Origin of the sequence: Streptomyces sp. NPDC018029, assembly GCF_044327655.1 — a bacterium.
Taxonomy (GTDB): Bacteria; Actinomycetota; Actinomycetes; order Streptomycetales; family Streptomycetaceae; genus Streptomyces.
In genome coordinates this window covers 617,730-631,618 of the sequence record NZ_JBIRFV010000002.1, presented here as the reverse complement: position 1 = coordinate 631,618, position 13,889 = coordinate 617,730, and the positions used below count along the sequence as shown (strand labels likewise).

The window sequence follows — 13,889 nt, the reverse complement described above, 5'->3', positions numbered from 1 at the left end:
CGGCGGCACACCCCCGGAGGGGCAGCGTGCCGCCGACGCCGCTGTCGTATGCGGACCGAGCGGGCTCAGGACCGCGAGAGGCGAAGCCCCGCGGTCTCCACCGGCTGAGCCGGGATCGACGGCAGAGGCTCCGGCACGGGGCCATCCACCGCCCCCCGGGGCGACCGCGTGAGCACCACGACCCCGTACGCAGCCACCCCCGCCCCCGCCACGGCGAGGAGAATCCCACCGGCCCCGCCCTGGAGGCGCTCGCCGAGCAGCGCGACGCCGATGACCGAGGCCGCCACGGGATTGGCGAGGGTCACCACGGCGAGCGGCGCGCCGAGGCCCCCGCGGTAGGCGGTCTGCGAGAGTAGCAGCCCGCCCGCGGCGAACGCCGCGACCAGCAGCGCCACGACGATCACCTGCGGGCTGAGCAGCGGGCCCGACCGGTCCGTGACGGCGACCGTCACGGTCTGCGTGAGCGCCGACGCGACCCCGGACGCGAAGCCGGACGCGGTCGCGTGCCGCAGCCCGGGCCGGGTGCCGGGCCGGGAGAGGACCCCGATGACCGCCATGGTCGCGGCGGCCACGACCAGCGCCTCCGGCACGGTCAGCGTGTCGTCGGGCGCCGGTCCCGAGGCGGTCAAAAGCAGCGTGCCGAGGCCGATGAGCGTGAGCCCCGTGCCGCGCCACTCCAGGCGCGTGACCCGGCGGCCCGCGAGCCGCGCGCCCAGCGGCACGGCGGCGACCAGGGTGAGCGCGCCGAGCGGCTGGACCAGGGTGAGCGGGCCGTACTTCAGGGCCGCCACGTGCAGCAGCGCGGCGGACGCGTTGAGCCCGACGGACGACCACCAAGTGGCGTTGGCGAGCATGCCCATGACCCCGCTCTCGCCCTCGCGGACCCGCGAGGCGAGCCGCTCCTGGGCGACCGCCGCGGCGGCGTACGCGGCCGCCGAGACGAGGGAGAGCGCGACGGCGAGCAGCGTGGCGTTCATCGGCCGGCCCCCGAGGTGATCAGTTCCGGTGCGGGCACCGAGCGGCGCACGACGCGTGAGCGCCCCGGGTGGGGCAGCCGGATCACCGCGAGCGCGATGCCGAGCAGCGCGGTCGCCGCGAGCGCGTCGAGCCAGTAGTGGTTCGCGGTGCCGACCACCACGAGCAGGGTCAGCAGCGGGTGAAGGAGCCACAGCCAGCGCCACCGCGACGACGTGGCGACGATCAGCCCGACGGCGAGCATCAGCGCCCAGCCGAAGTGCAGCGAGGGCATGGCGGCGAACTGGTTCGCCATGGTGTCGGTCGCGGGCTTGGCCGCGTACACCGAAGGCCCGTACACCTGTGCCGTGTCGACGAGGTGCGCGACGTCCAGCATCCGCGGCGGCGCGAGCGGGAAGCCGAGGTGCAGCACGAGCGCGGCGGCGGTCAGCGCGGCGAGCACCCGTCGCGTCCACACGTAGTGCCGCGGGCGGCGCCAGTACAGCCAGACCAGGAACAGCAGCGTCGCCGGGAAGTGCACGGTCGCGTAGTACGTGTTCGCGACGTGGATCAGCGAGTCGCTGCTGAGGAGGGCGTCCTGCACGGCGCCCTCGCCGGGCAGGTGCAGCGAGCGCTCGGCGTCCCACACGCGGTGCGCGTTCTGGAAGGCCTCGCCGGTGTGACCGTTGGCGAGCTGCCTGCCGAATTTGTAGACGAGGAAAAGTCCTACGACGAGGAGGAGCTCGCGGACGAGGGGCGGTCGGGCAGATGTGTCCGGCTTCCGGACGGCGGTGGCGCCCGGCTCCCGGACGGATATGTCCGGCTCCCGTTCGACAGGCTCGGTTCGGGATTCCATCCCCCGGCCCCTTTACGTGATGACTGGGTAGTGCGGTCTGAGCGGAGGATCGCCCCACTCATCGATACGCCAGTGTACCGATACGGAGGCGTACCGGTACACTGGCGTATCGAAAGGTGCCGATCGAGCCGGTCGGCCGCCGTACCGAGGAGAAGAGCCATGACGTCGACGTCGAGCCGCTCGAAGATCACGCCGGAGCGTGAGCAGGAGTTCTACGACGCCGTCCTCGACCAGCTCCGCGAGTGCGGCTACGAGGCGCTGACCATGGAAGGCGTGGCCGCCCGCACCCGGTGCAGCAAGTCCACGCTCTACCGCCAGTGGAAGACCAAGCCCCAGTTCGTGGCCGCCGCGCTGCGCGCCAACCGCTGTGTGCGGTTCGCCGGCATCGACACCGGCAGCCTCGCCGGGGACCTGCGGGAGGCGGCCCGCGCCGCCGGTGAGCAGTCGGGGCGCGACACGATGCTGGTCCAGGCGCTCAGCCACGCGGTCCTGCAGGACGAGGACCTCCAGCGGGTGCTGCGCGAGACGCTGGTCGAGCCGGAGCTCAGGGCCATGGCGGCGATCATCGAGCGCGGTGTCGAGCGCGGCGAGATCGCCGCGGGGCACCCGGCGGTGGAGTTCCTCTCCGTGCAGCTGTTCGGCGTGCTGCGGGCCAGGCCGATCCTGGAGGGCGCGTACGCCGACGAGGAGTACGTGACCCGCTTCGTGGAGGCCTGCGTGCTCCCCGCACTGGGCCTCACCTGATCGTGGGCCCGGGTCTGTCGGATGACGGGACCCGGGCCTGCCCGCGCCGCACCGTGGGGACGGGGGCGGCGCGCACCCCCGGACCGGACGGGGTTCCTTGTGAGCGGCGAGGAACCCCGTCCGGTCCTGTTGTCCGGGCTGTTCCCCGGTCCGTCACACGTCCTGGCCGGCCCCGCCGCCGCCCTCGACGACCGGACCCGCCTTGATCCCCTTCGCGATCTCGTCCATGGCGGACGGCGAGGGGGCCTTGTCGTTGACGTCGATGCCCATGCGGACGACGACGAGCTTCGACTTGTCGGTGGGGGAGGGGAAGGCGAGCGACTCGACGTAGCCGTCGTCGCTCTTCTGCGTGACGGCCTTCCAGCGGACGTGGTAGCCCTTCTGGCCCGCCACGGTGATCGGCTCGGAGGCCAGCACCTTGTGCGAGGTGATCTTGCCGTAGGTCTTGCCTCCGTACCCTTCCTTCGCGTTCTTCTTTATGTCCTCCTTGGCGGCCGCCTCGGGCGTCTTGGCGTCGAGTTTCAGCTGCTCGGCCGATTGCGAGTAGGCGCTGCCGCGGGTGCACTGCTCGTCCGGGTTGCCCGGGCAGGGGATCGGGTCGGTCTGCACCCCGGCGCCGAACTGCGTGGTGCCGCCCTTCCAGCCGTCCGGCACGGGGATCTTGATGCCGTTCAGCACGTCGCTCGCGAAGCCCGGGTCCTGCCCCGGGAGCCGGTCCTCGGGCCCGCCCGGCGACCGCGGCGCCCGGGGCGGCTCCGTCGACTCCGGCGCTCCCGGCTCCCGCGGGGCGTCGGCCGACGGCTCCTTGCCCACGGTGTCGGCGCCGTCCCCGTCGTCGTCCGAGGTCAGGGCGTACACGCCGCCGCCTATCCCGGCGAGCACGGCGAGCACCACGCCGGCGGCTATCGCCACGCGCAGTCTGCGGCGCGGGGCGGGGGCCTCTCCGGGGTGCGCCGGAAAGGCCGATTGAGTCGGGTACGCCGCGGTACCGGCGGCGGCGCGCACCTGGTCCGTCCACACGTTCCCGTCCCACCAGCGCTCGGTGGGAGGACCGCCGGCGGTCTGGCCGGGATCGGGGTACCAGCCTGGGGGAGTCATCTGGGTCATGGCCGCCAGCGTATGAGCACCGCGTGAAAGGCGGATGAGAGGGGCCGCCCTTGTCCCGGCCTTTTTCCGCCGATCCCCGCTCCGGCTACCGGCCCGCGCTCCCATGGCCGTTGACCAGGAGCCTCTCGGGCCCCGTCGCCCCCTCCACCGTCCGGGGCCACGGCGTTCCCCGGCGTCCCGGTGTGATCGAGCCCAGCACGCTCGGGTGCCGCGCCCCCGTGCTCGCGGGGACGGTGCCGGGCAGGCCGTGCAGGGTGAGGAAGCCGAGGACGGCGAAGGCGTACGCCTCCTTCGCCGCGGCGGGCAGACCCAGCTCGTCGGAGGTGCGCACCGGGATCCCGGCGCCCAACTCCGCCCGCAGCGCGGCCATCAGCGCCGGATTGCGCGTCCCGCCGCCGGAGACGACGACCTCGGAGGCGCGCACGGAACGCACGGCGTCGGCGACCGTCCGGGCGGTGAGCCGGGTGAGCGTGGCGACGACGTCCTCGGCGGACAGCTTCTCGTACCCCTCCAACGCCGTACGCAGATACGGCAGATGGAAGAGCTCCTTGCCCGTCGTCTTCGGCGCCGGGAGGGCGTAGTAGGGCTCGGCCAGGAGCCGCGCGAGGAGTCCGTCGTCGACCGTGCCGCGGGCGGCCAGCTCGCCGTCCAGGTCGTAGGCGAGACGGCCGCCCGTCGCCTCGCGCACCGCGGCGTCGATCAGGGCGTTGGCGGGGCCGGTGTCGAAGGCGGTGCCGTCGGCCGCGGTGATGTTGGCGATGCCGCCGAGGTTCACCGCGGCCGGACTGCCCGGCCTGCCGCGCAGCCACATCCGGTCCACCAGGCTGACCAGGGGCGCCCCTTGGCCGCCGGCGGCGATGTCCCGGGGGCGGAAGTCGGCGACCACCGGCAGGCCCGTCGCCTCGGCGATCCACGCGGGCTGCCCGAGCTGCAGCGTGCCGTGCACCTGCCCGTCCGCCACCCAGTGGTAGACGGTCTGCCCGTGCGAGGCGACCAACTCGGCCCGCCCGTCGCACAGCTCACGGTCCGCCTCGACCGCGGCCGCCGCGAAGGCCCGCCCGATGCCGGTGTCCAGGCGGCAGACCTCGGCGAGCGTGGTGGCGGCGGGCGGCAGCGCGGCCGCGAGCCGGGCGCGCAGCCCTGCCTCGTAACCACGGCTGATCAGTCCGAGGGGGGTGAGCGTCAGACGGTCGCCGTCGAGGGCCAGATCGGCGGCTGCCGCGTCGATCGCGTCGTACGAGGTCCCTGACATCAGCCCGATCACGCGCACGTGGGGCCCCCTTCTCGGTCGGCTCACCAATGTGCTTGATCATCGCATCCCGGGGGCCGCGGACGGCTCGTCTTCCCGGAAAGCGGCACGCGGTGCAGCCGCAGGCTCCCCCTCTTCCGGGTCACTCCCGGGCGTCGAGGACCCGTCCCCGCCACACCCCCGGATCCCCCCAGGCGCTCCGCAGCGCCCGCGCCTTCGTGAGCCACAGGGACAAGTCGAACTCCGCCGTGTACCCGATCGCCCCGTGCAGCTGGAGCGCGGCACGGGCCGCGCCGTACGCGGCCTCGCCCGCCGTCACCTTGGCGGCGGCGACATCGGCCCGCGCCATGGTCGTCGCCGCGCCGAACACCAGCGGCCGCGCGAACTCCAGCCGGACCAGCACGTCCGCGAGCCGGTGCTTGACGGCCTGGAACGTCCCGATCGGCGCCCCGAACTGGGTGCGCTGCTTCACGTACGCGACGGTCCTGTCGAGCAGCGCGAGGCCGACGCCGAGGGACTGCGCCGCCGTGGCGAGCGCCGCCCAGTCGCCCGCCCGTCGCGCCGCCGCGGCCACGGCGGGCCCCGAGGCGAGCAGCTCCCCGCCGGGCAGCGGCGCGGCGAGGCGCCGGGCGGGGTCCAGGGAGCGGCGCACGCGCGCGTGCCCGGGCGCCAGCCGCAGGTCGCCGTCCGTCACGGCGAGAATCAGGTCCGCCGCGTCGGCGTCCAGGGCGAGCGGGCCGCCGTCCGGCAGCGTCAGCGTCGCGCTCGCCGCCCCCGAGGCCAGGGAGGGCAGGAATCGTTTGGCCGGTTCCCGCTCACCCTCCTCGGCGAGCTGCGCAAGGAGCACGGCCGCCACCACCGTCTCGACGGCCGGCCCCGGCACGGCGTGCCGCCCCAGCTCCACGAACGCGACGGCCGTCTCGACGGACAGCGGCCCCACACCCTCGTACTCCCCGGGCACCGGCAGCGCGAAGACCCCCGCATCCGCGAGCCGCGCCCACACCGCCCGCCCCCGCGCGGGGTCGCCGAGCCCCCACGCGCGCGTGGCCGCCACCGTGTCGGCCGCCGTCAGCATCGCGTCCAGGGAGCGGGCGAACTCCCGCTGCGCGTCGTCGAGGAGGAACCTCATCAGCGGCGTCCCTTCGGCAGACCGAGCAGGCGCTCGGCGATGATGTCGCGCTGGATCTCGTTCGTCCCGGCGTAGATGGGTCCCGCGAGGGCGAAGACGTACCCCTCGGCCCAGGCGGAACCGTCCGGTGGGACGCCGTCGGTCAGTTCCCCGTCCGGGCCGAGCAGGTCGAGCGCCGTCTCGTGCAGCGCGATGTCGTACTCCGACCAGAAGACCTTGTTGAGACTGGACTCGGCGCCGATCGTCTCCCCGGCCGCGCACCGCGAGGCGTTGGCCCAGGTGAACAACGCGTAGGCGCGCGCCCCGATGACGGCGTCGGCGACCCGGTCGCGCAGCGCCGTGTCGGCCGGGTCCGCGCGCTCCCGCCACTGCCGCACCAGCCGGTCCGCGGCGGCGAGGAAGCGGCCGGGGGAGCGCAGCGTCAGGCCGCGCTCGTCGCCCGTGGCGGACATGGCGATCCGCCAGCCCTGGCCCGGCTCGCCGATCACGTCCTCGTCCGGTACGAAGACGTCGTCCAGGAAGAGCTCGGCGAAGGCGGGCTTGCCGTCCAGGCGCCCGACGGGACGGACCGTCACCCCGTCCGCGTCGAGCGGGAACATCAGATACGTCAGGCCCCGGTGCGGCTTGTCCGCGCGCCCTTCGCGCTCCGGGCCCCCTCCGCGGCCCTCGGACGGCCCGCTGCGGAACAGGCCGAACGCCCGGTCGGCGAACGCGGCCCGTGACGACCACGTCTTCTGCCCGCTGATCAGCCAACCGCCCTCCGTGCGGCGGGCGGTGGAGCGCAGCGACGCAAGGTCGGAGCCCGCCTCCGGCTCCGACCAGGCCTGCGCCCAGATCACCTCGCCGGCCGCCATGGGAGGCAGCACCCGCGCGCGCTGCTCCTCGGTGCCGAAGTCGAAGAGGGTGGGCGCGAGGAGACTGATGCCGTTCTGTGAGACGCGGCCGGGCGCGCCCGCCGCGTAGTACTCCTCCTCGAACACCAGCCACTTGACGATGTCGACGCCCTGTCCGCCGTACTCCTCGGGCCAGGACACCACCGACCAGCGGTCGGCGGCGAGCGTGCGCTCCCACTCCCGGTGGGCCGCGAAACCCTCCTCGGTCTCCAGTGAGGGCAGGGGTGCGGCCGGCACGTGCGCGGCGAGCCAGTCACGGGCCCGCTGCCTGAACTCCTCTTCCGCGGCGGTGAAGTCGAGGTCCATCAGTGGCCCACCTCTTCGATTCACTCTTCCCTAACAAGTGTTTGGTAGATTAGCCTAGGAGCAGTCCGACCGTCGAGAGCCTGAATCCGGAATCGGGGGGCCGCCGCCCATGGACGCACCCGCCTATATGCCAGCGCACGACCTGCTCGCGGGCCGCACCGCCGTGATCACGGCAGCCGCCGGAGCCGGCATCGGCGGCGCCACCGCACGCCGCTTCCTGGAGGAGGGCGCGCGCATCGTCATAGGAGACGCCCACCCACGCCGCACCAAGGAGACGGTCACGTCGCTCGCCGAGGAGTTCGGCGCCGACCGGGTCGACGGCATTCCGTGCGACGTCACCGACGAAGGGCAGATCCAGGCGCTGTTCGACCTGGCCGAGCGGCGCCACGACCACCTCGACATCGTCGTGAACAACGCCGGACTCGGTGGCACCGCGGAGCTCACGGAGATGACCGACGAGCAGTGGGACAAAGTCATCGACGTCACGCTGACCGGCACCTTCCGCTCCACCCGGGCCGCCCTGCGCCGCCTGCGGGCCGCCGGCCGGGGCGGCGTGCTCGTGAACAACGCCTCCGTGCTCGGCTGGCGCGCCCAGGCAGGACAGGCGCACTACGCCGCGGCGAAGGCGGGCGTCATGGCCCTCACCCGGTGCGCCGCCCTCGAAGCCGCCCCCCACGGCATCCGGGTCAACGCGGTCGCGCCGAGCCTCGCCCTGCACCCCCACCTCGCGAAGGTCACCTCGCCCGGCCTCCTCGAAGAGCTCACCGCACGCGAGGCGTTCGGACGGCACGCGGAGCCCTGGGAGATAGCCAACGTCATCGTGTTCCTGGCCGGCGGCTACTCCTCGTACATGACGGGGGAGACGGTCTCGGTCAGCAGCCAGCACGCCTAGGCGGAGAATGACCGTGTGTCGAAACAGAAGCAGAGCACCAGTGACCAGCCGGCCACCGGCAAGAAGAAGCCCCAGGTGAGCCCCTCGCCCGAGCGCCGCCGCGAACTCCTCGGCATCGCCGCCGACGTCTTCGCCGAGCAGGGGTACAACGCGACCACGGTCCGCAAGATCGCCGACTCCGCGGGCATGCTCGCCGGCAGCCTCTACTACCACTTCGACTCCAAGGAGTCGATGCTCGAAGAGATCCTCCGCACCTTCCTCACCGAGCTGTGGGACGGGTACGACACCGTCCTCCAGGCCCAGCTCGACCCCCGCGCGACGCTCGAAGCCCTCGTCACCGAGTCCTTCCGGGAGATCGACCGGCACCGCGCCGCCGTCGCCATCTACCAGAAGGAGGCCAGGCACCTGGTCGCCCAGGAGCGCTTCCAGTACCTGTCGGACTCGCAGCAGCGCTTCGAGAAGGCCTGGCTGACGACACTGGAGCGAGGCGTCGCGGAAGGCGTCTTCCGCGCCGACCTGGACGTCCGGCTCGCCTACCGCTTCGTGCGCGACACCGTCTGGGTCGCCGCGTCCTGGTACCGCCCCGGCGGCGGCCACAGCCCCGAGGAGATCGCCCGCCAGTACCTGTCGATGGTCCTGGACGGCATCTCCGTACGTACGTGAGCGGAGCGTCGACGCACGGCGCCCCCCGACCGAGGAGTACTCATGGCCGAGGCCTACATCGTCGAAGCGGTCCGCACCCCCGTCGGCAGGCGCAAGGGAGGACTCTCCCGGGTCCACCCCGCCGACCTGGGCGCCCACGTCCTCAAGGCGCTCGTCGAGCGCACCGGCATCGACCCCGCCGCCGTCGAGGACGTCGTCTTCGGCTGCCTGGACACGGTCGGGCCGCAGGCCGGCGACATCGCCCGCACCAGCTGGCTGGCGGCCGGGCTCCCCGAAGAGGTGCCCGGCGTGACGATCGACCGGCAGTGCGGATCGTCCCAGCAGGCCGTGCACTTCGCGGCCCAGGGCGTCCTGTCCGGCACCCAGGACCTCGTCGTAGCCGGCGGCACACAGAACATGTCGATGATCCCCATCGCCTTCGCCTCCCGGCAGGCCGCCGAACCCCTCGGCCTCACCGAAGGCCCGTACGCGGGCAGCGAAGGCTGGCGCGCCCGCTACGGGAACCGGCCGGTGAACCAGTTCCACGGCGCCCAGCTGATCGCCGAGAAGTGGGGCATATCCCGCCGCGACATGGAGGAGTTCGCGCTCCGCTCGCACCGGCGGGCGGTCCGCGCCATCGACGAGGGCCGCTTCGACCGCGAACTCGTCGCCCACGGAGAAGTCACCACCGATGAGGGCCCGCGCCGCGACACGACCCTGGAGAAGATGGCCGCCCTCAAGCCCGTCCTCGACGGCGGCACGATCACCGCCGCCTGCTCCTCACAGGTGTCCGACGGCGCCGCCGCCCTGCTCATCGCGAGCGAACGCGCCGTAAGGGAACACGGATTGACGCCCCGCGCCCGCGTCCACCACCTCTCCGTGCGCGGCGAGGACCCCATCCGGATGCTCTCCGCACCCATCCCCGCCACCGCGCACGCCCTCAAGAAGACCGGCATGGGCATCGACGACATCGACCTCGTCGAGATCAACGAAGCGTTCGCGCCCGTCGTCCTCGCCTGGCTGAAGGAGACCGGCGCCGACCCCGAGAAGGTCAACGTGAACGGCGGCGCGATCGCACTCGGCCACCCCCTCGGCGCGACCGGCGCCAAGCTCATGACGACCCTCCTGCACGAACTGGAGCGCACCGGCGGCCGATTCGGCCTCCAGACGATGTGCGAGGGCGGCGGCCAGGCCAACGTGACCATCATCGAACGCCTCTGACGGCCCGCCGGTGTACACCGGCCGTCCCCGAGACGCCCTCTTCCTCACCCCTTGCGGGAGTACCTGCCCCGACCGCGCTCCACAGCGGCCCCGACCCGGCTAGTCTCGACTTCTGTACGTCGATTGAGCGACCCCGGGAGGTAGCGCGATGACGCAGGCACGGCCCGGAGGAGCCGCCTGGGCCCCGCTGTGGGAGCGCGACGCCGAACTCGCCGCGGTGGCCCGGGCCGTCGAGGAGCTCTGCGCCGACGCGACGACCACGGGAACCCTGCTCGCCTTCTGCGGAGAGGCCGGCATCGGCAAGACCGCGCTCCTCGCCGAAGTGCGCCGCATGGCCGAGGGCCGCGCCACGGTCTGGTCCGCCCGCGGCGGCGAGACGGTCACCTCCGTCCCCTTCAACGTCGTACGGCAACTGCTGCAGCCCGCGCTCGTCCAGCTCACCCCCGACGAGGCCCGCGAGTACTTCGGCGACTGCTACGCGACATCGCGGGCCCCGCCCTCGGCATAACCGAGCCCGGCGGACCCCAGGCCGACCCGCAGGGCGTCTGCGACGGCCTCGTGGAAGCGGTCTCCCGGCTCTCCCGACTGCACTGGCCGCTCGTCCTCCTCATCGACGACGCGCACTGGGCCGACCAGGAAACCCTGCACTGGCTGGCCACGTTCGCCCAGCGCCTGGACGAACTGCCCGTACTCGTCGTGGTCGCCCGCAGGCCCGGCGAGGCCACCGGCGACAGCGCCCGCCACCTGGCGACGGTCGCCGCCGAGGCCCGCTCCTTCAGCACACTGCGCGCCCTCACGCCGGACGCCGCGGCCGGCCTGACCCGCGCGACGCTCGGCGAGCACGCCGACGCCCCGTTCTGCCGCGAGGTCTGGGCGGTCACCGGCGGCAATCCGTACGAATCCGTCGAACTCCTCGCCAAGGTGCAGGACAGCGAACTGGAACCGGTGGAGAGCTCCGCCGACGAACTGCGCGCCCTCAACCGCAGCGCCCGCGGCCGCGGTCTCGTCGCCCGCCTCGAAGGACTCGGCACCGACGCCACCCGCTTCGCCTGGGCCGCCGCCATCCTCGGCAGCGCCATCTCCCTCGACCTGGCCGCCCAGCTCGCCGGAATGCTGCCCGACAACGCCGAACGCTGCGCGGAGCGGCTGTGCGCCGCGCGCATCCTCACCGAAGGCGACGACGGCCTGGAGTTCGTCCACCCCCTGATCGCCAGCACGGTCTACCGCTCCATCCCGGCGGCCACCCGCACCGCGATGCACGGCCAGGCCGCCTCCATCGTCACCCTTTCCGGCCGCGGCGCGGCCGCCGCCTCCCGGCACCTCCTGGAAGTCCACCCGGACGACGACCCCGAGCTCGTCGAGCAGCTGCGCGAGGCCGCCGCGGAACACCTCGCCGTCGGCGCGCCCGACGCGGCCCGCCGCTGCCTGGAGCGGGCCCTGCGCGAGCCGCCCCTGCCCGAGATCCACGCGCGCGTGCTCTACGAACTCGGCTGCGCCACCATGCTCACCTCGCCCGCCACCACCGTCCGCCATCTGCGCGAAGCCCTCTCGATGCGCGGCCTCGACCGGGAGCTGCGCGTAGACGCGGTCTGCCGTCTCTCCCAGGCCTTCGTCCACAACGACCAGCTGGAGGAAGGCCTGCGGGCCATCGCCGAGGAGGCGGGCAGGCTCGAACAGGGGCCCGCGAGGCTGCGCCTGCAAGCCGTGCAGTACATGTGGGAGGGCATCCACGCGGGCGAGCAGGACTCGCCGGGACGCTCGCGACGGCTCGCCGCTCTCGCCGGACCCCTCACCGGCCGCGACAACTCCGAGCGCGCCCTGCTGATCCTGCGCGCCTTCGACGCCATGACCCGCGGCGAGAGCGCGGATCTGGTCGTCGAGCTCTGCGACCGCGCCCTCGTCAACGGCCGCCTCGCGCCCGGACTCGGCTGGACCGACACGGAGTGGAGCTTCGAGCTCCGCCTGATGCTCGGCGGGTCGTACGCCTTCTCGGACCGCCTCGACCGCGCGGAGAGCCTGTTCACCGAGGCCGTGCGCGCCTACGAGACCGCGGGCTGGAGCGGCGGACACCTCGCGCTCGCCCACGCCTTCCTCGGGTACGTGTACCGCAGGCGCGGACGGCTGACGGACGCCGAGCGTTCGCTGCGCGAGAGCCTGCGTCTTGCCGACCGCGTCGGCCAGGGCCTGCCCATGCACTGGGAGGCGGCCAGCATGCTCATCGACACGCTCCTGGCGCGCGGACACATCGACGAGGCCGGTGAGGTCGCCGACCGGTACGGCTTCGCACCGCCCTCCGCCTCCACGATCTACGTCCCCGACGCGCCGTCCGTACGCGGACGGCTGCTGCTCGCCCTCGGGCGCACGGAGGAGGGGCTCAACGAACTGGAGGCCACGGCGAAGGCGCTGACGGCCCGCGGCCAGTACAACACCGTCCTCGCCCCCTGGGCGTACGACCTCGCTCGCGCCCTGGCCGACGACGACCCCAAGCGGGCGGCGCACCTCGTCTCGGACGCCCGGATGCAGGCCGAGCGGTTCGGCACGGACACCGCGATCGGTGAGGCGCTGCGGTGTGCGGCGGCCCTGGAGAGCGGCCCGCGCTCGGTGGCGCTGTACCGCCAGGCCGTCACCTATCTGGAGGCTTCGCCCTGCGCGTACGAACACGCGGTCGCCCGCGTCGAGTACGGAATCGCGGCGGGGTCCGCGGTGGAGCTGGAGCACGGACTGACCCTGGCGCGGACCTGCGGGGCGGACGGTCTCGCCGACCGCGCCCTGGACCACCTGGGTCCTCGGCCCTCAGTCGCCGGGCGGGCCTGACCCCGGTCCGCACCGACCGGGCAACGCGTCCATGGCCTCGTAAGCCTCCCGCATCAGCCGTGCCACCAGCTCCGCGCACGAGGGCAGGTCGTCGATCAGCCCCGCCACCTGGCCCGAAGCCATCACGCCCAGCTCCGGACGGCCGTCCACCATCGCCGATCTGAGCATCATGGGCGTGTTCGCGGCGAGGAGGACCTGGCTCCAGGTGAGGTCCTTGCCGCGCTTCATCGCGAGGCCGTCGCGGGCCAGCCGGGTCCAGCCGAGGCCGGACACCTTCCGGAACGCCGCCGCGTGCCGCACCGCGCGGGCGAGGGAGGCGAGGCGCCCGGACCGCTCGAGGCCCGCCACCAGCTCCGTGCGCAGCATGCGGTGGGGGAGCCCGTCCACGCGCGTGGTGACCGTGACGTCCTTGACGGAGGCGGCCAGATAGCGGGCCTTGACCGCGTCCGGCACCGTCGAGTCCGAGGTGAGCAGGAAACGGGTGCCCATGGCGACGCCCGCGGCTCCATAGGCGAGGGCGGCGACCAGGCCGCGGCCGTCGTAGAAGCCGCCGGCCGCGACCACGGGAAGATCCACCGCGTCGACGACCTGCGGGAGCAGCACAGTGGTGGCGACCTCGCCGGTGTGCCCGCCGCCCTCGCCGCCCTGCACGAGCACCGCGTCCGCGCCCCAGGCGGCGACTTTCTCGGCGTGCCGTCGCGCGCCGATCGAGGGGATCACTACTACGCCGGCGTCCTTCAGCTCGGCGATCAGCTCCTTGGACGGCGCCAGCGCGAAGGACGCGACCCGCACCCCTTCGTCGATGATGATGCGGACCCGGTCCCGCGCGTCGCCCGCGTCCGCCCGCAGGTTCACCCCGAAGGGCGCGGGCGTACGGGACTTGACCTCGCGGACGGCCGCCCGGAGCTGTTCGACCGTCATGGTCGCGGAGGCCAGGATGCCGAGCGCCCCGGCGTTCGCGGTCGCGGAGACCAGGCGGGGGCCCGCCACCCACCCCATACCGGTCTGGACGATGGGGTGCCGGACGCCGACCAGTTCGGTGAGGGGCGTCCTCAGTGTGGGTGTCACGAGCTGCGGTTCCG

Annotated in this window: 11 protein-coding genes and 1 pseudogene; 5 read left to right on the top strand and 7 right to left on the bottom strand. The window is 73.5% G+C overall.

The window, feature by feature from the left end; all coding sequences use genetic code 11:
- Nucleotides 1–65: 65 nt before the first annotated feature.
- Entirely contained in the window at nucleotides 66–977 is a 912-nt protein-coding gene (locus ACH4D5_RS06980; protein WP_398299396.1) for a DMT family transporter, read from the bottom strand.
- On the bottom strand, nucleotides 974–1,810 hold the full coding sequence (locus tag ACH4D5_RS06975; protein WP_398299394.1) for a phosphatase PAP2 family protein: 837 nt from the start codon (nucleotides 1,808–1,810) through the stop codon (nucleotides 974–976). Before ACH4D5_RS06975 ends, ACH4D5_RS06980 begins: the two co-directional genes overlap by 4 nt.
- Before the next feature lie 159 nt (nucleotides 1,811–1,969).
- On the opposite strand from ACH4D5_RS06975, the gene ACH4D5_RS06970 reads away from it, so the two are divergent.
- Complete coding sequence (locus ACH4D5_RS06970; RefSeq protein WP_362994993.1) at nucleotides 1,970–2,554, top strand: TetR/AcrR family transcriptional regulator; 585 nt, start codon at nucleotides 1,970–1,972, stop codon at nucleotides 2,552–2,554.
- A gap of 153 nt (nucleotides 2,555–2,707) precedes the next feature.
- Here the strand turns inward: ACH4D5_RS06970 and ACH4D5_RS06965 are convergent, their stop codons facing one another.
- The 4 genes from ACH4D5_RS06965 to ACH4D5_RS06950 all read right to left on the bottom strand — a co-directional run bounded on the left by ACH4D5_RS06965 (nucleotide 2,708) and on the right by ACH4D5_RS06950 (nucleotide 7,238).
- Nucleotides 2,708–3,661, bottom strand: coding sequence for a DUF2510 domain-containing protein (locus ACH4D5_RS06965; RefSeq protein ID WP_398299392.1), 954 nt, complete (start codon nucleotides 3,659–3,661; stop codon nucleotides 2,708–2,710).
- An 85-nt stretch (nucleotides 3,662–3,746) separates the two neighbouring features.
- Nucleotides 3,747–4,931, bottom strand: a complete 1,185-nt coding sequence (locus ACH4D5_RS06960; RefSeq protein WP_398299390.1) for an anhydro-N-acetylmuramic acid kinase — start codon at nucleotides 4,929–4,931, stop codon at nucleotides 3,747–3,749.
- A gap of 121 nt (nucleotides 4,932–5,052) precedes the next feature.
- Nucleotides 5,053–6,039 carry an acyl-CoA dehydrogenase family protein gene (locus ACH4D5_RS06955; protein ID WP_398299388.1) on the bottom strand — a complete coding sequence of 329 codons (987 nt, stop codon included), beginning with the start codon at nucleotides 6,037–6,039 and terminating at the stop codon, nucleotides 5,053–5,055.
- Entirely contained in the window at nucleotides 6,039–7,238 is a 1,200-nt protein-coding gene (locus tag ACH4D5_RS06950; protein WP_398299386.1) for an acyl-CoA dehydrogenase family protein, read from the bottom strand. Before ACH4D5_RS06950 ends, ACH4D5_RS06955 begins: the two co-directional genes overlap by 1 nt.
- A 109-nt stretch (nucleotides 7,239–7,347) precedes the next feature.
- Between ACH4D5_RS06950 and ACH4D5_RS06945 the strand changes: the two genes are divergently transcribed.
- From ACH4D5_RS06945 to ACH4D5_RS06930, 4 genes and pseudogenes are all read left to right on the top strand, one after another.
- Entirely contained in the window at nucleotides 7,348–8,130 is a 783-nt protein-coding gene (locus ACH4D5_RS06945; RefSeq protein ID WP_398299384.1) for an SDR family oxidoreductase, read from the top strand.
- Nucleotides 8,131–8,145: 15 nt separating this feature from the next.
- Complete coding sequence (locus ACH4D5_RS06940) at nucleotides 8,146–8,793, top strand: TetR/AcrR family transcriptional regulator (protein WP_398299382.1); 648 nt, start codon at nucleotides 8,146–8,148, stop codon at nucleotides 8,791–8,793.
- A gap of 42 nt (nucleotides 8,794–8,835) precedes the next feature.
- On the top strand, nucleotides 8,836–9,993 hold the full coding sequence (locus ACH4D5_RS06935; RefSeq protein WP_398299380.1) for an acetyl-CoA C-acetyltransferase: 1,158 nt from the start codon (nucleotides 8,836–8,838) through the stop codon (nucleotides 9,991–9,993).
- A 148-nt stretch (nucleotides 9,994–10,141) separates the two neighbouring features.
- Nucleotides 10,142–12,807: pseudogene (locus tag ACH4D5_RS06930) on the top strand (ATP-binding protein).
- Here ACH4D5_RS06930 and ACH4D5_RS06925 read toward each other — a convergent pair.
- A complete protein-coding gene (locus ACH4D5_RS06925; RefSeq protein ID WP_398299985.1) occupies nucleotides 12,787–13,863 on the bottom strand; it encodes an NAD(P)H-dependent flavin oxidoreductase in 1,077 nt (358 codons plus the stop codon). The pseudogene ACH4D5_RS06930 and the gene ACH4D5_RS06925 sit on opposite strands and share 21 nt — an antisense overlap.
- Nucleotides 13,864–13,889: the final 26 nt, after the last annotated feature.

What these genes read in the sequence shown, in the direction of transcription:
- ACH4D5_RS06980 (WP_398299396.1), bottom strand. Translation starts at nt 977, where the DNA reads ATGAACGCCACGCTGCTCGCCGTCGCGCTCTCCCTCGTCTCGGCGGCC.
- ACH4D5_RS06975 (WP_398299394.1), bottom strand. Translation starts at nt 1,810, where the DNA reads ATGGAATCCCGAACCGAGCCTGTCGAACGGGAGCCGGACATATCCGTC.
- ACH4D5_RS06970 (WP_362994993.1), top strand. Translation starts at nt 1,970, where the DNA reads ATGACGTCGACGTCGAGCCGCTCGAAGATCACGCCGGAGCGTGAGCAG.
- ACH4D5_RS06965 (WP_398299392.1), bottom strand. Translation starts at nt 3,661, where the DNA reads ATGACCCAGATGACTCCCCCAGGCTGGTACCCCGATCCCGGCCAGACC.
- ACH4D5_RS06955 (WP_398299388.1), bottom strand. Translation starts at nt 6,039, where the DNA reads ATGAGGTTCCTCCTCGACGACGCGCAGCGGGAGTTCGCCCGCTCCCTG.
- ACH4D5_RS06950 (WP_398299386.1), bottom strand. Translation starts at nt 7,238, where the DNA reads ATGGACCTCGACTTCACCGCCGCGGAAGAGGAGTTCAGGCAGCGGGCC.
- ACH4D5_RS06945 (WP_398299384.1), top strand. Translation starts at nt 7,348, where the DNA reads ATGGACGCACCCGCCTATATGCCAGCGCACGACCTGCTCGCGGGCCGC.
- ACH4D5_RS06935 (WP_398299380.1), top strand. Translation starts at nt 8,836, where the DNA reads ATGGCCGAGGCCTACATCGTCGAAGCGGTCCGCACCCCCGTCGGCAGG.